This window comes from Mycobacterium sp. IS-1590, from assembly GCF_001500025.1.
In the GTDB taxonomy this organism is placed as follows: domain Bacteria; phylum Actinomycetota; class Actinomycetes; order Mycobacteriales; family Mycobacteriaceae; genus Mycobacterium.
In genome coordinates this window covers 253536-273400 of record NZ_LQIW01000034.1, presented here as the reverse complement: position 1 = coordinate 273400, position 19865 = coordinate 253536, and the positions used below count along the sequence as shown (strand labels likewise).

18 protein-coding genes are annotated in these 19865 nt (G+C 68.6%); 6 read left to right on the top strand and 12 right to left on the bottom strand.

Translation table 11 applies throughout. The features are described 5' to 3' along the window. Positions 1–26 precede the first annotated feature (26 nt). On the top strand, positions 27–362 hold the full coding sequence (locus tag AU197_RS18925; RefSeq protein ID WP_064350208.1) for an RNA polymerase-binding protein RbpA: 336 nt from the start codon (positions 27–29) through the stop codon (positions 360–362). A gap of 105 nt (positions 363–467) precedes the next feature. Here the strand turns inward: AU197_RS18925 and AU197_RS18920 are convergent, their stop codons facing one another. From AU197_RS18920 to AU197_RS18905, 4 genes are read right to left on the bottom strand one after another with little or no spacing between them, the layout of a single operon-like run. Further along, on the bottom strand, positions 468–1244 hold the full coding sequence (locus AU197_RS18920) for a polyprenol monophosphomannose synthase (RefSeq protein WP_064404318.1): 777 nt from the start codon (positions 1242–1244) through the stop codon (positions 468–470). Then, positions 1241–2878 (bottom strand): apolipoprotein N-acyltransferase, encoded by a 1638-nt coding sequence (gene lnt, locus AU197_RS18915; RefSeq protein WP_064404315.1) that lies wholly within the window; start codon positions 2876–2878, stop codon positions 1241–1243. The genes AU197_RS18920 and lnt overlap by 4 nt, the downstream gene beginning before the upstream one ends. Continuing rightward, positions 2871–4457, bottom strand: coding sequence for an amidohydrolase (locus tag AU197_RS18910; protein ID WP_064404312.1), 1587 nt, complete (start codon positions 4455–4457; stop codon positions 2871–2873). Before AU197_RS18910 ends, lnt begins: the two co-directional genes overlap by 8 nt. A 13-nt stretch (positions 4458–4470) precedes the next feature. Beyond that, positions 4471–4956, bottom strand: a complete 486-nt coding sequence (locus AU197_RS18905) for an FxsA family protein (RefSeq protein ID WP_064404310.1) — start codon at positions 4954–4956, stop codon at positions 4471–4473. A gap of 47 nt (positions 4957–5003) precedes the next feature. Between AU197_RS18905 and AU197_RS18900 the strand changes: the two genes are divergently transcribed. Further along, on the top strand, positions 5004–5711 hold the full coding sequence (locus tag AU197_RS18900) for a dienelactone hydrolase family protein (protein WP_064404308.1): 708 nt from the start codon (positions 5004–5006) through the stop codon (positions 5709–5711). Here AU197_RS18900 and AU197_RS18895 read toward each other — a convergent pair. The 8 genes from AU197_RS18895 to AU197_RS18860 all read right to left on the bottom strand — a co-directional run bounded on the left by AU197_RS18895 (position 5695) and on the right by AU197_RS18860 (position 15517). Continuing rightward, positions 5695–6093 (bottom strand): PPOX class F420-dependent oxidoreductase, encoded by a 399-nt coding sequence (locus tag AU197_RS18895; protein ID WP_064404306.1) that lies wholly within the window; start codon positions 6091–6093, stop codon positions 5695–5697. The two genes, AU197_RS18900 and AU197_RS18895, sit on opposite strands and share 17 nt — an antisense overlap. A gap of 2 nt (positions 6094–6095) precedes the next feature. After that, positions 6096–6476, bottom strand: coding sequence for a PPOX class F420-dependent oxidoreductase (locus tag AU197_RS18890; protein ID WP_064404303.1), 381 nt, complete (start codon positions 6474–6476; stop codon positions 6096–6098). A 9-nt stretch (positions 6477–6485) separates the two neighbouring features. Then, positions 6486–10067, bottom strand: coding sequence for a cobaltochelatase subunit CobN (gene cobN, locus AU197_RS18885; RefSeq protein ID WP_064404301.1), 3582 nt, complete (start codon positions 10065–10067; stop codon positions 6486–6488). A gap of 347 nt (positions 10068–10414) precedes the next feature. After that, the gene (locus AU197_RS18880; protein WP_064404299.1) at positions 10415–11878 is read right to left on the bottom strand and encodes a flavin-containing monooxygenase; all 1464 of its coding nucleotides are present in this window, start codon (positions 11876–11878) and stop codon (positions 10415–10417) included. A 63-nt stretch (positions 11879–11941) separates the two neighbouring features. Continuing rightward, the gene (locus AU197_RS18875) at positions 11942–12907 is read right to left on the bottom strand and encodes a glycine betaine ABC transporter substrate-binding protein (protein ID WP_064404297.1); all 966 of its coding nucleotides are present in this window, start codon (positions 12905–12907) and stop codon (positions 11942–11944) included. Further along, the gene (locus AU197_RS18870; protein ID WP_064404295.1) at positions 12904–13674 is read right to left on the bottom strand and encodes an ABC transporter permease; all 771 of its coding nucleotides are present in this window, start codon (positions 13672–13674) and stop codon (positions 12904–12906) included. The genes AU197_RS18875 and AU197_RS18870 overlap by 4 nt, the downstream gene beginning before the upstream one ends. Beyond that, positions 13671–14873: an ABC transporter ATP-binding protein gene (locus AU197_RS18865; protein WP_064404293.1), complete on the bottom strand. Its 1203-nt coding sequence runs from the start codon at positions 14871–14873 to the stop codon at positions 13671–13673. Before AU197_RS18865 ends, AU197_RS18870 begins: the two co-directional genes overlap by 4 nt. Beyond that, a complete protein-coding gene (locus AU197_RS18860; protein WP_064404292.1) occupies positions 14870–15517 on the bottom strand; it encodes an ABC transporter permease in 648 nt (215 codons plus the stop codon). The genes AU197_RS18865 and AU197_RS18860 overlap by 4 nt, the downstream gene beginning before the upstream one ends. 149 nt (positions 15518–15666) lie before the next feature. Here AU197_RS18860 and AU197_RS18855 point away from each other — a divergent pair, with 149 nt between their 5' ends. The 4 genes from AU197_RS18855 to AU197_RS18840 are packed head-to-tail and all read left to right on the top strand — an operon-like array spanning position 15667 to position 19863. Then, the gene (locus AU197_RS18855; RefSeq protein WP_064404291.1) at positions 15667–16587 is read left to right on the top strand and encodes a TauD/TfdA dioxygenase family protein; all 921 of its coding nucleotides are present in this window, start codon (positions 15667–15669) and stop codon (positions 16585–16587) included. Positions 16588–16642: 55 nt separating this feature from the next. Beyond that, on the top strand, positions 16643–17758 hold the full coding sequence (gene cobG, locus AU197_RS18850) for a precorrin-3B synthase (protein ID WP_064404510.1): 1116 nt from the start codon (positions 16643–16645) through the stop codon (positions 17756–17758). A 9-nt stretch (positions 17759–17767) separates the two neighbouring features. After that, on the top strand, positions 17768–18394 hold the full coding sequence (locus AU197_RS18845; protein ID WP_064404289.1) for a precorrin-8X methylmutase: 627 nt from the start codon (positions 17768–17770) through the stop codon (positions 18392–18394). Further along, entirely contained in the window at positions 18391–19863 is a 1473-nt protein-coding gene (locus AU197_RS18840) for a precorrin-2 C(20)-methyltransferase (protein ID WP_064404287.1), read from the top strand. The genes AU197_RS18845 and AU197_RS18840 overlap by 4 nt, the downstream gene beginning before the upstream one ends. Positions 19864–19865: the final 2 nt, after the last annotated feature.

Genomic DNA, 19865 nt, shown 5'->3' with positions numbered 1-19865 from the left:
ACGCGCTGATCGAGGAGTGTTTGACGATGGCTGATCGCGTCTTGAGGGGAAGTCGCCTCGGAGCCGTGAGCTACGAGACCGACCGCAACCACGACTTGGCGCCGCGTCAGGTCGCGCGGTACCGCACCGACAACGGCGAGGAGTTCGACGTTCCGTTCGCCGATGACGCCGAGATTCCCCACACCTGGCTGTGCCGCAACGGCATGGAGGGCACCCTGATCGAGGGTGACGCACCCGAGCCGAAGAAGACCAAGCCGCCGCGCACGCACTGGGACATGCTGCTCGAGCGCCGGTCGATCGAGGAGCTCGAGGAGCTGCTCAAGGAGCGGCTCGACATCATCAAGGCCCGCCGCCGCGGCTGATCGCCGCGCTCGGCGAGCGACCGCTTTGCGTCACGAAATCACGGCGTGTCGCCGTGCAGACACGGTCGCTCGCGGGTGTTGAGGGTTGCTCGCGGTTGTTGAGGGTCAGCGTGTGACGCGGGCGCCACGGCCGCGGTCGATGCGGCCGCGCAGACCCCACTCCGCGACCTTGAACAACGCCTCGCGGATATTGGACCCGCTCATCTTGGACTGACCGAACTCGCGCTCGGTGAAGGTGATGGGCACCTCCACGACGACAAACCCGTTGTTGATCGTGCGCCAGGTCAGGTCGATCTGGAAGCAGTAACCCTTCGAGTCGACCGCGCTCAGATCGATCTTCTCCAGCGCCTCGCGACGGTAGGCGCGGTAGCCGGCGGTGATGTCGTGGATGTCGACGCCGAGCAGGACGCGCGAATAACCGTTGGCGGTACGCGACAGCAGCAGGCGGCGGCGCGGCCAGTTGCGGACCTCTCCGCCGGGCACATAACGCGAGCCGATCACCAGATCGGCACCGCCGTCGATGGCGTCGAGCAACCGGTAGAGCTGTTCGGGCGGGTGGCTGCCGTCGGCATCCATCTCGACCAGCACCGCGTACTCGCGGCTCAGCCCCCAGGCGAACCCGGCCAGGTACGCCGCGCCCAGTCCGCCCTTGGCATTGCGGTGCATGACGTGGATGCGGTCGGGGTCCGCCAGGGCGAGTTCATCGGCGAGCCTGCCGGTGCCGTCGGGGCTGCCGTCGTCCACGATGAGGATGTGGACGTCGGGCCGCGCCTTCTGGACACGCTCGACGATCAGCGGAAGGTTCTCCCGCTCGTTGTACGTGGGGATGATGACCAGCGTGCGCTGGCTGGGTCGCTCCCCCGGGTCCCGGCCCGTCGTCATGTGGCTCCTCTGTCTGTGGTGCCGCCGCCCGCGCGGCGTCGCACAAAGCCTTCATTGTGCAGCATCGCGACGATCAGGCTGCCCACGCCGAGGGCGATGAGCAGCCCCTCCACCAGCGGCCCGAACCGTGTCGCGGCGCTGAGCTGGGACTTCAGCCGTACGGCGGAGTCCAGGTAGGCGGGTTCGTAGAACGCGGTGCGAGCCAGCTCACGGCCGTCCGGCGCGATGACCGCGCTGATCCCCGTGGTGCCCGCCACCACCACGTAGCGGTCGTGTTCGACCGCACGCAGCCGGGCGAAGGCGAGTTGCTGTTCGCTCATCGACTCGGTGAACGTCGCGTTGTTGGACGGCACGACCAGCATCTGCGCGCCGTTGCGCACCGACTCGCGGGGCGCCCGGTCGAAGATCACCTCCCAGCAGGTGGCCACCCCCACCGGCACGCCGGCGGGGTGCACGACGCCCGTTCCGTCGCCCGGTACGAAGTAGCCGGCGCGGTCGGCGTACTCGGAGAAGTTGCGGAAGAACCCGCGCCACGGCAGGTACTCGCCGAAGGGCTGCACGATCTGCTTGTCGTGGCGCTGGCCGGGGCCGCTGCCCGGATTCCACACGATCACCGAGTTCGTCGTGGCCGGCTCCTCGGGCGTGGCGCCGGGCGCCTCGACCACCGCGCCGACGAGGATCGGCGCGTCGATGGCCGCGGCGGCGGAGGAGATCAGCTCACGGGCGTCCGGGTTGGCCAGTGGATCGATGTCGGAGGAGTTCTCGGGCCAGACAACGAACATCGGCCGCGGCGCCCGCCCCGCCCGCACATCCTCGGCCAGCCGTAGCGTCTCGCGGACGTGGTTGTCGAGCACGGCGCGACGCTGGGCGTTGAAGTCCAATCCGAGCCGGGGCACATTCCCCTGGACGACGGCGACGGTGACCGATTGCTCGTCGCCCGCTCCGAGACCGGACTGCCGCACATGCGGCCACGTCAGCGCGGTGGCCAGCAGTACCGCGCTGATACACAAGCCGGGTACCACCACGGCCGGCGGCGCGGTCTGTGCGTCGTCGCGCCGCCACCATTGCACAACCTCGAAAACCATTGCCGTCAAGCTGAACCCGACGAGCACGACCGCGAAAGACAGCAGTGGCGCCCCGCCGAATTGGGCGATCGACCGCAGCGGGCTCTCCGTCTGGCCGTACGCGACGACGCCCCACGGGAATCCGCCGAACGGCACCGTGGACTTGAGCCACTCCTGCGCGGCCCACAGCCCGGCGAACCACAGCGGCCAGCCCGGCAGCCGGCGAACCACCACAGCGGCCGCGGCGAACAGCGCAGGGAACACCGCCTCGGCGAGCGACAGCCCGATCCACGGAAAGGGTCCGACGAACGCCCCCACCCATGGCAGCAGCGGCAGGTAGAACGCCGCCCCGAACAGGAACCCGTAGCCGAATCCGCCTCGCACCGTGGTGGTCTCGCGTGTCAGCACCCATGCCAGCAAGGCGAACGCGACGAAGCCCAGATACCACCACCCGAACGGCGGAAAGCTCAGACACAGCGCGACACCGGCGACGATCACCACGCCCAGCTGCGGCAACCGGTCGACCAGCGCCAGGCCGAACCGCCTTGCCTTCGAGGCAGTTTCAGCCATGAATGACGACACCTCGGTGGACGGTCTGCCGACACCGGGGTGGCGGGCCGTCGAGTCGCGGCAACGGCGGCACCCGCGACCGCCGATCGGTGGACCACCGTTGCACCGCGTCGGCGGGTGCGCTGACCTCGAGCTCGTCGGCCTCCCAGATCGCGTACGACGCCGGCGCACCGGGAACCAGGGTGCCCGCCAACCCGTCTCGCACCCCGGCGGCGCGCCACGCGCCGCGGGTCAGTGCTGCGAACGCGGCGCGCGCCGAGAGCGCACTGCCCGGCGTCCGGTGTCGCGTCGCCGCGCGCAGCGTCGCCCAGGGGTCGATCCCGGTGACGGGGCTGTCCGAGCCGAAGGCGAGGGGCACGCCTTGGGATGCTAACAGCGCGAACGGGTTCAGCGATCTGGCTCGCGGCACCCCGAGACGCTGGGCGTACATGCCGGTTTCGCCGCCCCAGAGCGCATCGAAATTCGGTTGCACGCTGGCCAGCACGCCCCAGGCGCCGAGCTTGTGCGCCTGGGCTGAGGTGACCATCTCCAGGTGTTCGAGCCGGTGCCCGCACCGCGCGACCGCGGGAGCGCCCGAGGATGCGACGACGGATTCGAGGGCGTCGACCACAGCGCTCACCGCGGCGTCGCCGATCACGTGGAAGCCGGCTGTGATGCCCGCCTGCGTGCACGCCTGCAGGTGTGCGGCGATGGCGTCGGGGTCGAGGTAGGTGTTCCCCACGCAGCCGGGCGCGTCGTCGTAGGGCTGCTGCAGCCAGGCGGTGCGCGAGCCCAGCGCCCCGTCGACGAACAGGTCACCCGCCAGCCCACGGGCGCCGGTGCGGTCGATCACCGCGCGTGCCTCCTCGGCCGTGGTGACCGCTTCACCCCAGTAGCCGACGACCTCGACGCCGTGGCCGAGGGCGCGGATCTCGTCCCAGTCGTCGAGGCCGCCGATGTCGGGTCCCGCGCATTCGTGCACCGCGACGATGCCGTGCGCAGCCGCCGCGTCGAGTGCGGCGGTGCGCGCCGCGTCCCGCTGTCGATCCGTCAGTCCGGCCCGCGCGGCGGCGCGAACCAGGTGATGGGCATCGCTGGTGAGCGGTCGCTGCGGGTGGTATCCGGCTGCGCCGGCGAGGTCGGGGCACAACGTGCGCAGCGCGGTGGACGCCGCGGCGGAGTGCACGTCGACCCTGGCCAGGTAGGCCGGCCGGTCCCCCACGACGGCGTCGATGTCGTCGGTGCTGGGCGGGTTGCGTCGGGGCCAGTTCGACTCGTCCCAGCCGTGCGCCCAGATCGGCCCCTCGGGGTGGCTTCTGGCGTGGTCTGCGAGCAGTTGCAGGCAGTGCTGAAGCGAGGCGGCGGACCGCAGGTCGAGCCCGGAGAGGGTGAGACCGGTGGCGGTGAGATGGATGTGACTGTCGACGAAGGCGGGTGCGACGAAGGTGCCGTCGAGGTCGATGACCTGCGCGTCGGGAAATTGGTTCCGGCCGACGTCATCGCTGCCCAGCCATGCGATCACGCCGTCGCGCACGGCCAGCGCCGTGGCGTCGGGCATGGCGGGGCTGTGCACCCGCCCGTTGAGCAGAAGGGTCGTCACCTACGGGAGGTTCTCACAGGTCGTCGTCGGGGCGCGGCGCGCGCTCCACAGCGGGCGGTTCGACGTCGACCACATCGACGACCTCGCCGTCGACGTAGTCGTGCCGCCTCGCGGTCGCTCCCCAGCCCGCCACCCCTGCGGTGATCAGCGGCATCCGGCGCGCGGCCAGCGCGGTCAGCATCGGACGTGCAGCCGCCCGCGTCGGGGGCAGCAGGAGCAGCGCGCCCACGACCGAGCTGGCCAACCCCGGGATCACGACCAGCACGGTTCCGACCGCGACGAGGATGCTGTCGGCGGCCGCACCGTGCACGGTCGCCGGGGTCAGGCCCGAACGCAGCCGGCCGACCTGGCGTCTGAGCTGCGATCCGGCCAGCGCGAAACCCAGCACGAACGTCGTGAGCAGCAGCAGTAGCGTCCAGCCGATGCCGATCGTCGACACCAGGGCCACCACGACCGCGGTCTCGATGACCACATAGAGGACAAACAGCCGCATCGCCATATGCGGTCAACGTCCGGACGCCTCCGGGGGTTCCGTAGATTGGCGGTGTGGCCACGATCAAGATCGACACACCGGGCGGTCCGATCGACGCGTTGTTCTCGACGCCTGAGGGCGACGGGCCGTGGCCGGCGATCGTGGTCGTGCACGACGCGATCGGGTATGGACCGGACAACGATTCGATATCGGCGCGCATCGCCGACGCGGGCTACGTCGCGATCACCCCCGACCTGTACTCGCGCGGCGGCCGCGCACGCTGCATCACCCGGGTGTTCCGCGAACTGCTGAGCAAGCGGGGTCGCGCGCTCGATGACATCCTCGCCGCCCGCGACCATGTCCTGGCGCTGCCCGAGTGCACGGGCGCCGTCGGCATCGCCGGCTTCTGCATGGGTGGGCAGTTCGCGCTCGTGATGTCACCGCAGGGGTTCGGCGCGTCGGCGCCGTTCTACGGCACCCCACTTCCCCGTCGTCTCGACGAGACGCTGACCGGGGCGTGCCCGATCGTCGCCAGTTTCGGCAGGCGCGACCCCATCGGCATCGGCGCGGCGGGTCGGTTACGAAAAGTCGTCGCGGACAAGGAGATCCCGGCAGATATCAAGGTGTATCCCGACGCTGGGCACAGCTTCGCTAACAAGTTGCCCGGGCAGCCGTTGTTGCGGATCACCGGGTTCGGGTACAACGAGGCGGGCGCCGACGACGCCTGGGGACGGGTGTTCGCGTTCTTCGGCCAACACCTGGCCGCTACCCCGCGGGGCTGACCGCGGGCTGGATCTCGATCCCGATGTGCACCTTGTCGATACCGCCGCGGATGAGCGCCTGCGGAATCCACCACCACGCGTGCCACCAATAGCGCCGGGTGACCTTGTCGAAGACGCGGCGGGTCTCTTCCTTCGGCAGCACCCTGGCGGTCGCCTCGACGGGCTCACCTTTCGGTTTGCCCAGCGCCGTCGACTTCTGGATCGTCACCCGAGGGGTGTTGTTGATGCGCTTGGTCTTCCACGATCCGTCGTCGGTGATCACCAGCAGTTTGTCGCCCTCGGAGGCGCCCCAGATCGGGGTGGGCTTCGGTTTGCCGTCCTTGGTGAAGGTGGTCAGCAGGATGTATTTCGAGCGGGCGACGTCCTCGAACGTGTCGGCCATGGTCAGCCCGGCTGGATCTCGATGGTCACGTTGTTCTTCATTCCCCCGCGCAGCTTGGAGAAAACGTTGAACGTCTTGCCCAGCAGCCCGTAGCGCTTGCCGATCGCGTCGTAGGTCGCGGCGTTGGCGGACTTGTCGAGTATCGCGGCGACGGCTTCCACCGCCTCACCCTTGGGGTTGCCGCGCATGTCGCACGGCGCGATGGTCACCCGCGGGGTGTTGCGGATCCGCTTGACCTTCCACGACGTCTCCTGCGTGATGGCGATCAGCCCGTCGCCCTCGGGCACCGCCCAGATCGGTGTGGGCTTGGGCCGGCCGTCCTTGGTGAACGTGGTCAGCAGGATGTACTCGGACTTGGCGACATCGGCGAACGTGGCAGACACGTCACCAACCTAGCCCTCCAGGTCGCCCTCGGTCTCCAGCAGCACCTTGCGCAAACCGTCGAGCGTCACCTGCTCGGGCGCCGCCCACATTCCCCGGTCGGCGGCCTCCAGCAGTCGTTCGGCCATACCGTGCAGAGCCCAGGGATTGGACTCGGTCATGAACTTGCGGTTCTCGTCGTCGAGCACGTACTCCGCCGAGAGCCGCTCGTACATCCAGTCGGCCATCACCCCGGCGGTGGCGTCGTAGCCGAACAGGTAGTCGACGGTGGCGGCCATCTCGAAGGCACCCTTGTAACCGTGCCTGCGCATCGCGTTGATCCAGCGCGGGTTGACCACGCGCGCGCGGAACACCCGGGTGGTCTCCTCGGACAGAGTGCGGGTCCGCACCGCGTCGGGCCGGGTGTTGTCGCCGATATAGGCGGCGGGGTCCTTGCCGGTCAACGCGCGGACGGTGGCGATCATGCCGCCGTGGTACTGGAAGTAATCATCGGAGTCGGCGATGTCGTGTTCGCGGGTGTCGGTGTTCTTGGCCGCCACCGCGATTCGGCGGTACTGCCGGCTCATGTCATCACTGGCGGCGGCCCCGTCCAGACCGCGGCCGTAGGCGAATCCGCCCCACGCCGTGTACACCTCGGCCAGGTCGGCATCGTCGCGCCAGTTGCGGCTGTCGATCAGCTGCAGCAGCCCGGCGCCGTAGGTGCCCGGCTTCGATCCGAAAATTCTTGTGGTGGAACGTCGTTGGTCGCCATGCTCGGCGAGATCGGCCTGGGCGTGGGCGCGCACATAGTTATCTTCGGCTGGTTCGTCGAGTCCGGCGACGAGCGCCACGGCGTCGTCGAGCATCGTGACGACGTGCGGGAAGGCGTCCCTGAAGAACCCGGAGATGCGCACGGTGACGTCGATGCGGGGCCTGCCGAGGTCGGCCAGCGCGATCGGTTCGAGATCGACCACTCGCCGCGACGCCTCGTCCCACACCGGGCGCACACCCAGCAGGGCGAGCACTTCGGCGATGTCGTCACCGGCGGTCCGCATGGCGGACGTGCCCCACACCGACAGCCCGACCGACCGCGGCCAGTCGCCGTAATCCTCGCGGTACCGGGTGAGCAGCGAATCGGCCATCGCCACACCGGTTTCCCAGGCCAGCCGTGACGGCACCGCCTTGGGGTCGACCGAGTAGAAGTTTCGCCCGGTGGGCAGTACGTTGACCAGCCCGCGCAGCGGCGATCCGGACGGGCCGGCCGCGATGAAGCGCCCGTCGAGCGCCCGAAGGATCTGGGCGATCTCGTCGGCTGTGCCCGCGAGCCGCGGCACCACCTCGGTGGCGGCGAATCGCAGCACCGCGGCGACGTCGGCGTTGTCGGTCAGATCATCGACCACCTCGGGGTTCCACCCCGAATCCTGCAGCGCGGCCACCAGTTTGCGGGCTTGCTCTTCGGCGGCATCGACGGCGGCGCGTTCGTCGTTGCCGTCCTCGGCCAGCCCGAGTGCCTGCCGAAGGCCCGGCACCGTCTGCTCACCGCCGAACAGCTGGCGGGCCCGCAGGATCGCCAGCACCAGGTCGAGTTCCTCCTCGCCGGCCGGGGTCTGCCCGAGGATGTGCAGCCCGTCGCGGATCTGGACGTCCTTGATCTCGCACAGCCACCCGTCGACGTGCAGCAGCATGTCGTCGAACGAGTCCTCCTCGGGTCGCTCCTCCAGCCCTAGGTCGTGGTCCATCTTCGCGGCGCGTATCAGCGTCCAGATCTGCTGGCGGATCGCGGGCAGCTTGCCGGGGTCGAGCGCCGATACGTTCGCGTGCTCGTCGAGCAACTGCTCCAAACGGGCGATGTCACCGTAGCTTTCGGCGCGTGCCATGGGCGGGATGAGGTGGTCGACGAGGGTGGCGTGGGCGCGACGCTTGGCCTGGGTGCCCTCGCCGGGGTCGTTGACCAGGAACGGGTAGATCAGCGGCAGGTTGCCCAGCGCGGCATCGGATCCGCAGGCCGCCGACATGCCCAGCGTCTTGCCCGGCAGCCATTCGAGATTGCCGTGCTTGCCCAGATGTACGACCGCGTCGGCGCCGAACACCGACTCGATCCACCGGTAGGCGGCCAGGTAGTGGTGGCTGGGCGGTAGGTCCGGGTCGTGGTAGATGGCGACGGGATTGTCGCCGAATCCGCGCGGCGGCTGCACCATCAGCACGACGTTGCCCGCCTGCAGCGCGGCGATGACGATCTCGCCGTCGGGGTCGGCGCTGCGGTCGACGAACATCTCCCCCGGCGGCGGACCCCAGTGCTCGACGATCGCGTCGGTGAGCTCGGCAGGCAGCGTGGCGAACCAGTCGCGATAATCCTTGGCCGACACCCGGATCGGGTTGCCTTCGACCTGTCCTTCGGTCAGCCAATCGGGGTCCTGGCCGCCGCGTTCGATCAGGGCGTGGATGAGCGCGTCGCCGTCGCCGGCGTCGAGGCCGGGGACATCATCGATGCGGTAACCGTGTTCGCGCATCGCGCGCAGCAGGGCGACGGCGCTGGCTGGGGTGTCGAGGCCGACGGCGTTGCCGATGCGCGCGTGTTTGGTCGGATAGGCGGAGAACACCACCGCGATCCGCTTGTCCTGCACCGGGATTGCACGCAGCCGCGCGTGCCGCACGGCCAGCCCGGCGACTCGCGCGCAGCGTTCGGGATCGGGCACGTAGGAGGTCAGGCCCTCGTCGTCGATCTCCTTGAACGAGAACGGCACTGTGATGATGCGCCCGTCGAACTCCGGCACGGCGACCTGCGTCGCGACGTCGAGCGGTGAGAGCCCGTCGTCGTTGTTCTGCCACTGCGCACGTGGACTCGTCAGGCACAACCCTTGCAGCATCGGAATGTCCAGGGCAGCAAGATGCGCGACGTTCCACGCGTCGTCCGCGCCACCGGCCGACACGCTCGACGGGGTGGCGCCACCCGCGGCGAGCACCGTCGTGATCAGCGCGTCGGCCGTACCGAGCTGCTCGAGCAGGTCCGCGTCGGCCGTGCGCAGCGACGCACAGAACACCGGCAGCGCTCGGCCACCGGCACCCTCGATCGCATCGCACAGCGCCTCGACGTAGGCGGTGTTGCCCGCGAGGTGCTGGGCGCGGTAGTACAGCACCGCCACCGTGGGACCGTCGCCGCCGCCGTCGCGGGGCACGATGCCCCACAGCGGTGTGCTCTCGGGCGGCGAAAACCCGAAGCCGGTCATCAGCAGGGTGTCGCACAGGAACGCGTGCAACTGACGCAGGTTCGACACACCGCCCTGAGCCAGATAGACGTGCGCCTGCAGCGCGACCCCGGCGGGCGTGGTCGAGTGACCCATCAACTCCGCGTCGGGTGACTGTTCGCCGCTGACGACGACCGCGGGCACGCCGCTGGCCACCACCTCGTCGATGCCGTCCTGCCAGGCGCGGTAGCCGCCGAGGATTCGCACCACCACGATGTCCGCGCCGCCCAACAGTTCGGCGAGCTCACCGTCCACCAGTCGTGACGGGTTGGCCCACCGGTAGTTGGCGCCGCTGGACCGTGCCGTGACCAGGTCGGTGTCGGAGGTGGACAACAGCAGGACGGTCGGGTCCGAGGAGGGGTGAGCCACGCACCATTCCTACCCCACGCCCTATCCCCACTCGCGACGGTGCGTGTCTGTCGACGACACGCCGCCCTGCATCAGACATTCACGCACGCTCGACGGTCATCGATCGTGCGCAGTTGCCGAAACGGCTAGCGGCGGTTCCAGCGGCCGTAGGTGCTCTGCGGATAGGGCAATCCGAGGGCGGCGATGAGTACGACCAGAAGAGCACCGAACACGATGAGTTCGAACATCGTCGTTCCTTCCTGACGCTTACTGCACACGCGTGCAGTAATCCGGAACTTACGACGTCAGCCGGCGTTTGAGACCGACTTGTGTGGCACGGATCACTAGAGGTTCTAGTGTGACCACCGTCACTTTTCGGCGGTGTGGACGGTGAAGTCGGACAGCACCGGCGAAGCCAACAGCCGGCGGTGACGAACGGGTTCCCAGGGGAACAGCTCGGGCAGACCGTTCTTGTCGAGATACCAGCTGTTGCAGCCGGTCGTCCAAACCGTCCGCGGCATAGCGGCTTTCATCTCCTCGTTGTAATCCTTGGTGGCGACGTCGGTCGGCGCCGCGGCAGTGATGTCACCGTCGCGGATGCGCTCGATCCACCACATCGCATAGTCGGCCTGGTTCTCGGCGATGATCACCAACGACTGTTGCCCGATCGGAGAGTGCGGACCCATCAGCATGAACAGGTTCGGGAACCCCGGCACCGCGACCGACCGGTAGGCCTGCGGCCCGTCTGCCCAGGCTTCGCCCAGCGTCAGCCCGTGCTCGCCGATGATCTCCATCGGACGCACATAGGCGTGGGCGTCGAAGCCGGTCGCGACCACGAGCAGATCCACCTCGTGCAGTGTCCCGTCCGCGGTGACGACGCCGTTGGGCTCGATGTGATCGATCGGCTCGACGACGACGTCGACACCCTGCTTCTGCACGGACTGGTAGTAGTGCCCGGCCGCGACGATGCGCTTGCACATCGCCTGGTAGTCCGGGGTCAGTTTGCTGCGGAGCTCGGGGTCGCGCACCGAGAGAGTGAGATTCCACCGGCACAACGCCGATACCAGTCGTCGGCGAAATCCCGGCTTGACCATGGCTTTGGCGAAGAAGTTCTCGTAGACGGCCTGCCAGAAGCGGTAACCGAGGCGGCTCATCGCCGGGAAGCGCCGAAGCGCTGCCTTGGTGATCGGCGAGTAGCGCGGGTTCGGGAACGGGAAGACCCACTGCGCGGTGCGTTGGAAGATCGTCAGACCGCGCACGTTCCCGCCGAGTTCAGCCGTGATCTGGACACCGGTTGATCCCGTCCCGATCAGTCCGATCCGCTTGTCCTGCAACGGCACCGAGTGGTCCCAGCGCGACGAGTGAAACATCGGGCCGGCGAATGTGTCCAGTCCGGGGATGTCGGGATAGCGTGGCACGCGCAGGATTCCGGTGGCGGTGATGAGGATGTCGAACTCTTCGGTGCCGCCGGCCGTGGTGAGCCACCACTTACCGTCGCGGTACTGCGCCGATGTCACCGCTGTACCGAAGCGGATGTGGGACCGGATGTCGCGTTCGGTGGCGACCTCCATGAAGTAGGACTGCACCTCGCTGCCGGGGGGCAGGAGCCGCGTCCACTCGGGATTGGACCGGAACGTATACGAGTAGAAGCGCGACGGTACGTCGCAGTGGAGTCCGGGGTAGGTGTTGTCGCGCCAGGTGCCGCCGACCTCGTCGGCTTGTTCGAAGATCGTGAAGGTGTCCACGCCGGCGTCCTGCAGCTTGGCCGTCATGCAGATCCCCGACATGCCCGCGCCCACGATCGCGACGTTCACCGCCCGCTTCACTGCCATCGAGCCCCCCTTCGGTTATCGGAAGGCTACGCCTGACCAGCGCCGTTGTTGCCGCAAACGGGGCTATGGGACGGTGACGAAACCCTGAGCCACCATCCAGTCGCGCGCCACCACGCTCGGGTCGCGACCCTCCACGTCGACCTGCTTGTTCATCTCCATGATCGCCTCGTTGGTCAGCGCGGCCGTCACCGGCGCCGTGACCTCCGCAATCTGCGGATGTGCTTCGTAGAAGGCGCGTTTCATGGTCACCGACGGGTTGTAGTGGGCGAAGAACTGCTTGTCGTCGACGAGTACGACGAGGTCGAGCGCGGCGATGCGGCCGTCGGTGGTGAACACCTCACCGAAATCGCACTGCGTTCCGTCCGCCGTGGCCTGGTAGATGATGCCGACCTGGAGTACCGGCGTCTGCGCCCGCGCCGGATCGAACCCATAGGCCGCCGCCATTCCGGGGAAGCCGTCCTGTCGGGCCCGGAATTCGGTGTCGACGCATGTCCGCGCCGCCGCCGGGTCGCGCTTGACCAACTCGGCGTACTGCGAAAGCGTGTGCACCCCGGTCCGTTCGACGACCGCCCTGCCGGCGGCCAGTGCGTAGGTGTCGTCCATCGGCCCGGGCGGCAACCACACCATGTCGTTGCGAGCCAGGTCCTCGTCACGGACGGCCTCGAATTGCCTGCGACTGTCGGGGATCGGCTTCTCATGGCCCAGATAATTGATCCATGCGTTGCCGGTGAACTCGTAGGCGACGTCGACCTGACCCGACAACTGCGCTTCCCGGGTGCTGCGTGAACCCACGATGCCGGTGAGGTCACGGACATCGGCTCCTGCGGCGGTCAATGTGAACTCCAGGATGTATCCGAGGATCACCTGTTCGGTGTATTCCTTGGAGCCCACCGTGATTCGCACACCATCGAGCGCCTCGACGGGTTGGATGGAACCCGGCCCCACCTCGAGCGGCACGGTGCTGCCCGCGCCCAGCCCGCACCCGGTGAGCAGGAGGCAGGCCACCGCGACCATGGCGCGGCGGATCATCGAAGACCCTTGGGATTGAGGTAGAACTCGGCCAACCCGCCCAGCCAGTCGACCAGCAGGGCAAGGCACACCGCGAGCACGCTGCCGAGGATCAGGGTCACGTTGTCCTGCAGCTTGTATCCGGTGTCGATCAGGATGCCCAATCCGCCGGCGTTGACGAGGAAGCTCAGCGTTGCGGTCCCCACCGCGAGCACCAACGACGTGCGCAGCCCGGCCAGGATGTACGGAATCGCCAGCGGCATCTCCACCCGTGTCAGCACCGAGCGTCGCGACATGCCCTGTCCCAGCCCGGCGTCCACCAGCGACCGGTCCACCTGGTTGATGCCGAGGATGGTGCTGGCCAGCACCGGCAGCAGCGAGTACAGCGCGATCGGAAGGACGCCGATCCAGAACCCGGTCCGGCCGGTCCACAGAAACAGCAGCACCAGCAACCCGATCGCCGGCGCCGCCTGGCCGATGTTGGCGATGCCCATGAACAACGGGCGCAGCAGTTTCGCGCCGGGCCGGGTGAGCAGCACCCCGAGCGGAACCCCGATGGCGAGCACGATCGCGGTGACCGCCACCGTGATCAACAGGTGCTGCCAGATCAGCGTGGCGATGTTGGCGGGGTTGATGTTCTCCTGCTGAGTGGCGGTCAGGTCGCGGTTGAACGCCCAGAACACGACGGCGGCAGCGATGACCAGCACCACCACGGGCTGGATGAGCAGTCGTCTGCGCTCACCGGGATCGGCGCGCGCCGATCGAGCGGTGTCCGTGACCGCGGTCATGGTTGTCCGCCCGTGTCGGCCTCCGCCGACGCCCGCAGCCAGGTGATCGTGTCGATCAGGGTGTCGAGTGTGACAACGCCGGCGTACCGGCTGCCCGGGCCCGCCACGACGGCCGACGCGTGTTGTTGCGCAAGGATCGCCTCCAGCGCGTCTTCCAGGGTTGACTGGGTGCTGACCACGTCGAGCGATTCGACGACGTCGGCAAGCGCGGTCGTGTGCTCGAGCCTGCTCTCCCGCACCCAGCTGACCGGACGCTCACGGTCGTCGAGCACCACGGCCCAATCGAACTCGCTGCCCGCCAGGGTCTTTCGTACCTCATCGATCGAATCCGTCTGGCGCACCGAGGGATGCGGCCGCAGCTCGACGTCCTTGATCCGCATCAGACCCAGCTGGCGCAGCGACGCGCCGGACCCGACGAAGCCGGCCACCGTGTCGTCGGCGGGACTGGCCAGGATGTTCTGCGGAGTGTCGTACTGCAGCACCTTGGACTGGTTGCCCAGCACGGTGATCCGGTCACCGAGTTTGACGGCCTCACCGAAGTCATGGGTGACGAAGACGATGGTCTTGCGCAGTTCGCCCTGCAACCGCAGCAGCTCATCCTGCAGCGTGCTGCGGGTGATGGGGTCGACCGCGCCGAACGGTTCGTCCATCAGCAACACCGGAGGGTCGGCGGCCAACGCGCGCGCAACACCCACTCGTTGCTGCTGCCCGCCGGACAACTGGCGCGGGTACCTCTCGGCGTACTGGCCCGGCTCCAGCCCGACCATGTCGAGCAGTTCGTCGACCCGTTCGGCGATGCGTTTGCGGTCCCAGCGCAGCAACCCGGGCACCAGGCCGACGTTCTGCCGGATCGTCATGTGCGGAAACAGCCCGGCCTGCTGGATGGAGTAACCGATCGAACGGCGGAGCTCGGTCGGGCGGATCGACATCGCGTCCTTGTCGCCGATCATGATCGTGCCCGACGTCGGCTCCGACAGCCGGTTGATCATCCGCATCATCGTGGTCTTCCCGCAGCCGGACGGGCCGACGAACACCACGATCTCACCGGCGGGGATCTCGAGCGACACATCGTCGACCGCAGGACGGTCGGAACCTGGATAAACCTTCGAGACGTGATCCAACACGATGCGCACACCGGTGCTGCCGTTCGGGTCCCCCTCTTCCGGCACGACTTGCGCTGTCTTCGAATGCCCTGTCATCGAATGCCTTTCGACGTGGTGAGGCGGCCGATCAGTACGAGCACCGCATCGAGCGTGAGCGCGAGGATGACGATGAGCAGCGTCCCGGCCAACGCCATGGGGACGGCCGTCGGGCTGCCCACCCGCGCCAACCCGGTGAAGATCAGGTTCCCCAGCCCCGGTCCTTTGACATAGGCGGCGATCGCCAGCACGCCCATCGACATCTGGGTGCTGATCCGCATGGCCGACAGGATCGACGGCCACACCAGCCGCAGTTCCACCCTGGCCAGCGTGTCGAGCCTGCTCATCCCGATGCCCCGCGCCGCGTCGGTCAGCGCAGGGTCCACCGCGTTGAGGCCAACGATCGTGTTGCGCACGATCGGCAGCAGTGAGTACAGCACCAACGCGGTGATGCTGGGTACCACGCCGAGTCCGAACAACGGGATCAGCAGGCCCAGCAACGCGAACGCCGGGACGGTCATGATCACGCTCGAGGTCGCGGTGGCGAGGTTGGCGGCCATCGGGTTGCGGTAGGTCAGCACACCGATCACCACACCGACGATCGTCGCGATGAGCACACTTTGGACGACCGCACTGACGTGCTGGTAGGAGTCGAACGCCAGCTGCGCTTGGTGGGCCCAGATGTAGTCCCACAGTGCCCTCACGGCGGTGAGCTACCCGATCTTGATCCAGCCGAAACACCTGCCCGGTTCGATTCGCGCTGAGTCCAACGGTTGGCGTCACATGTTCGGCACGGCAACGTGATCACCACTTTTCATCATTTGGAGGTTTCCACGTGCCGTCATCTCTGCGGATGGTCAAGCTCGGCGCCCACATCGGTGCCCGGATCGAGGGTGTCGACCTCAACGCGGGGGTCGATCCGGGAACCGCGTCGGCGATCAACTCGGCGCTGCTCGAACACAAGGTGGTCTTCTTCCGCGACCAGCACGGTCTGGACGACGACGGTCAGCTCGCCTTCGCGCAGGCGTTGGGCACCCCCACCACGGCACACCCGACGGTGACCTCGCGCGGTGAGCGCTTCTTGCCCATCGATTCCCGTTACGACAAGGCCAACAGTTGGCACACCGACGTGACGTTCGTCGACCGGATTCCCAAAGCATCGATCCTGCGCGCCATCACCCTGCCTCCGTACGGCGGCACGACGACGTGGGCGTCCACGGAGGCCGCCTACGACCGTCTGCCGGCACCGTTGCGCGCGTTGGCCGAGAACCTGTGGGCCGTGCACACCAACCGGTACGACTACGCCACACTGCACGACGAGCCGGACGCGGCGCCCACTGCCGAGCAGCGGTCGTACCGCGACGAATTCGTCTCCGACTATTACGAAACCGAGCACCCCGTGGTCCGGGTGCATCCGGAGACCGGAAAGCGGGTGCTGTTGCTCGGCCACTTCGTCAAGAAGTTCGTCGGGCTCGGATCGACCGAGTCGGCCACCCTGTTCGACCTCTTTCAGGCGCGAATCACCAAACTGGAGCACACGATTCGGTGGAGCTGGCAGCTCGGCGACGTGGCGCTGTGGGACAACCGCGCCACCCAGCACTACGCCGTCGCCGACTACGACGACCAGTACCGCCGGCTCAACCGCATCACCCTGGCCGGTGACATCCCGGTCGACATCCACGGCAGGCGCAGTCGCGCCGTCGTCGGCGACGCCTCGGCATATTCGGCGGTGGAGGGTGTCCCGACCACGCAGACCGAGGCCCTGGCCAGCTGATCACTCCCCTGCACTACCTGTGTTTGCGGGGTCGGCCACGGGCTACCGTGAACTCGTGGCCAGGACCCGCGACCAGGACGCCTGCCCCGGTGCGCTGCAGGTGCATCGGGCCGCGGACGGTGCGCTGGCTCGGATGCGGCTGCCGGGCGGGGTGATCACCGCCGCGCAATTGGAGGTGCTCGCACGGGCGGCCGCCGACTGGGGCGCTGGCACGCTGGAACTCACGTCGAGGGGCAACCTCCAGATCCGCGGCGTGACCGACACCGGGGCGGTCGCCAGCGCCGTGGCGGCCGCCGGTCTCCTGCCCTCCCCGACCCATGAGCGCGTGCGCAACATCGTCGCCTCACCGCTGTCGGGCCGGGTGGGAACGAGCGCCGACATCCGTGGAATGGTGACCGAACTCGACGACGCCATCCAGGCCGAGGCGGAACTGGCCGCCCTGCCCGGCCGGTTCCTGTTCGGCATCGACGACGGGCGCGGCGACATCTCCGGTCTCGCGCCCGACGTCGGCGTGCACGCCGGGGCAACCGAGGCCGCGCTGCTGTTGGCCGGGCGCGACACCGGTGTCCGGGTGCCGAGACAGACGGCGGTGTCGACGATGATCGACGTCGCCCGGCGCTTTACCGCCGTACGCGGGAACGCTTGGCGCGTCAAGGAACTCAGCAATACCGATGTGCTGCTGGGTGAATTGGCGCCGACCGTGGATCCGGGTGCGACGCGGCCCGCGGTCACCCGCCCGCCTGTCGGTTGGCTCGAACAGCACGACGGACGCATCGCGTTGGGCGCCGCGGTCCCCCTCGGTGTGCTGCCCTCCCGGACGGCGGAGTTTCTCGCCGCGATCGAGGCGCCGATGGCCATCACGCCGTGGCGCTCGGTGCTGGTCTTCGACCTTGCCGAGGACGTTGCCGACGTCGCGCTGCGTGTGCTCGCCCCACTGGGGTTGGTGTTCGACGAGAACTCGCCCTGGCTGTCGATCAGCGCGTGCACGGGGCGCCCCGGCTGTGAGCACTCGCGCGCCGACGTCCGCGCGGACGCCGCCGCGGCCGTTGATCAGCCGGCCGCGGGTCACCGGCACTTCGTCGGATGCGACAGGGCCTGTGGCAGCCCGCCCACCGGGGAGGTGCTGGTGGCAACCGGAGACGGATACCGGACGCGCGACGCTCACCCGTAGGGTGATCGCGTGCTCGACTACATCCGCGATGCCGGGGAGATCTACCGGCAGTCTTTCGCGACCATCCGCGACGAGGCGGACCTGACGCGATTCCCCGAGGATGTCGCCCGGGTGGTTGTGCGGTTGATCCACACCTGTGGCCAGGTCGACGTCGCCGACCATGTCGCGTACCGCGATGACGTCGTCGGCAGGACCCACGCCGCGCTGGCCGCCGGCGCCCCGGTGCTGTGCGACTCGTCGATGGTCGCCGCGGGGATCACCAGGTCCCGGCTGCCCGCCGACAACGAGGTGGTCTCGCTGGTGGCCGATCCGCGCGCGGCCGATCTCGCCGCGCGCCTGGGCACCACCCGGTCCGCCGCGGCCATCGACCTGTGGGCCGACCGGCTCGGCGGTGCGGTGCTGGCGATCGGCAACGCGCCGACGGCGTTGTTCCGGCTGCTCGAACTCCTCGACGAGGGCGCCCCGACTCCTGCGGCGGTGCTCGGTGGTCCGGTCGGCTTCGTCGGTTCGGCGCAGTCCAAACAGGAACTCCTCGACCGCCCCCGCGGGATGTCCTATCTGGTGGTGATGGGTCGTCGCGGCGGCAGTGCGATGGCCGCCGCGGCCGTGAATGCGATTGCGACGGAACGGGAATGAGCGCGACGCGAGGAACGCTCTGGGGCGTCGGGCTGGGCCCCGGTGATCCGGAACTGGTGACGGTCAAGGCGGCGCGGGTGATCGGCGAGGCCGACGTCGTCGCGTACCACAGTGCGCGCCATGGAAAGAGCATCGCGCGCGGTATCGCCGAACCGTACCTGCGGCCCGGTCAGATCGAAGAGCACCTGGTCTATCCGGTCACCACCGAGACGACCGACCACCCCGGCGGCTACGCCGGCGCGATCGAGGACTTCTACCGCGAAGCCGCCGAGCGCATCGCCGCCCACCTGGAAGCGGGCCGTAACGTGGCCCTGCTCGCCGAGGGCGACCCGCTGTTCTACAGCTCCTACATGCACATGCACACCCGGCTCACCGAACGGTTCCACGCGGTCATCGTGCCGGGGGTGACGTCGGTCAGCGCTGCGTCGGCGGCGGTGGCCACTCCCCTCGTCCAGGGTGACGAGGTGTTGACGATCCTGCCCGGCACGCTGCCCCCCGACGAACTTCAACGCAGGCTCGCCGATACCGACGCGGCGGTGATGCTCAAGCTCGGGCGTTCGTATCCGGCTGTGCGCGAGGCGCTCTCGGCGACCGGTCGGTTGGACGACGCGTTCTACGTCGAACGGGCCAGCACGTCGCAGCAGCGGGTGTTGGGCGCCGACGAGGTCGACGCCTCCACGGTGCCGTACTTCTCGCTGGCCATGCTGCCGGGACGACGCGATCAACAGGCGCCGACCGGAAGCGTCGCGGTGGTCGGACTGGGCCCGGGCAGCACCGACTGGATGACCCCGCAGTGCCGTCGTGAACTCGCCGCGGCCACCGACCTAATCGGTTACGGCCCCTATCTCGACCGGGTGGGAAACCGGGCAGGCCAACGCAAACACCCCAGCGACAACACCGATGAGCCCGCCCGCGCCCGGCTGGCGTGCACCTTGGCCGAGCAGGGCCGCACGGTCGCGGTCGTGTCATCCGGCGACCCGGGGGTTTTCGCGATGGCGACCGCGGTGCTCGAGGAGGCCAAGCAGTGGCCGGGGGTCTCGGTGCGGGTGATACCGGCGATGACGGCGGCGCAGGCCGTCGCCAGCCGGGTCGGCGCGCCGCTGGGCCACGACTATGCGGTGATCTCGCTGTCGGACCGGCTCAAGCCGTGGGACGTGATCGCCGCGCGGTTGACCGCGGCCGCGGCGGCCGATCTGGTGCTGGCGATCTACAACCCGGCGTCCAAGACCCGCACCTGGCAGGTCGGTGCGATGCGCGAGTTGCTGCTCGAGCACCGCGATCCGGGCACTCCGGTGGTCATCGGCCGCGACGTCTCCGGCTCCGGCGAGGAGGTCAAGGTGGTGCGACTGGCGGACCTGGACCCCGGCGACGTCGACATGCGCTGCCTGCTGATCATCGGCTCGTCGCAGACCCAGTGGTACACCGATGACGGTGACCGGGTGTTCACACCGCGCCGCTACCCGGAGTGAGT

What these genes read in the sequence shown, in the direction of transcription:
- AU197_RS18925 (WP_064350208.1), top strand. Translation starts at nt 27, where the DNA reads ATGGCTGATCGCGTCTTGAGGGGAAGTCGCCTCGGAGCCGTGAGCTAC.
- AU197_RS18920 (WP_064404318.1), bottom strand. Translation starts at nt 1,244, where the DNA reads ATGACGACGGGCCGGGACCCGGGGGAGCGACCCAGCCAGCGCACGCTG.
- lnt (WP_064404315.1), bottom strand. Translation starts at nt 2,878, where the DNA reads ATGGCTGAAACTGCCTCGAAGGCAAGGCGGTTCGGCCTGGCGCTGGTC.
- AU197_RS18905 (WP_064404310.1), bottom strand. Translation starts at nt 4,956, where the DNA reads ATGGCGATGCGGCTGTTTGTCCTCTATGTGGTCATCGAGACCGCGGTC.
- AU197_RS18895 (WP_064404306.1), bottom strand. Translation starts at nt 6,093, where the DNA reads ATGGCCGACACGTTCGAGGACGTCGCCCGCTCGAAATACATCCTGCTG.
- AU197_RS18880 (WP_064404299.1), bottom strand. Translation starts at nt 11,878, where the DNA reads ATGGCAGTGAAGCGGGCGGTGAACGTCGCGATCGTGGGCGCGGGCATG.
- AU197_RS18875 (WP_064404297.1), bottom strand. Translation starts at nt 12,907, where the DNA reads ATGATCCGCCGCGCCATGGTCGCGGTGGCCTGCCTCCTGCTCACCGGG.
- AU197_RS18870 (WP_064404295.1), bottom strand. Translation starts at nt 13,674, where the DNA reads ATGACCGCGGTCACGGACACCGCTCGATCGGCGCGCGCCGATCCCGGT.
- AU197_RS18865 (WP_064404293.1), bottom strand. Translation starts at nt 14,873, where the DNA reads ATGACAGGGCATTCGAAGACAGCGCAAGTCGTGCCGGAAGAGGGGGAC.
- AU197_RS18855 (WP_064404291.1), top strand. Translation starts at nt 15,667, where the DNA reads ATGGTCAAGCTCGGCGCCCACATCGGTGCCCGGATCGAGGGTGTCGAC.
- AU197_RS18840 (WP_064404287.1), top strand. Translation starts at nt 18,391, where the DNA reads ATGAGCGCGACGCGAGGAACGCTCTGGGGCGTCGGGCTGGGCCCCGGT.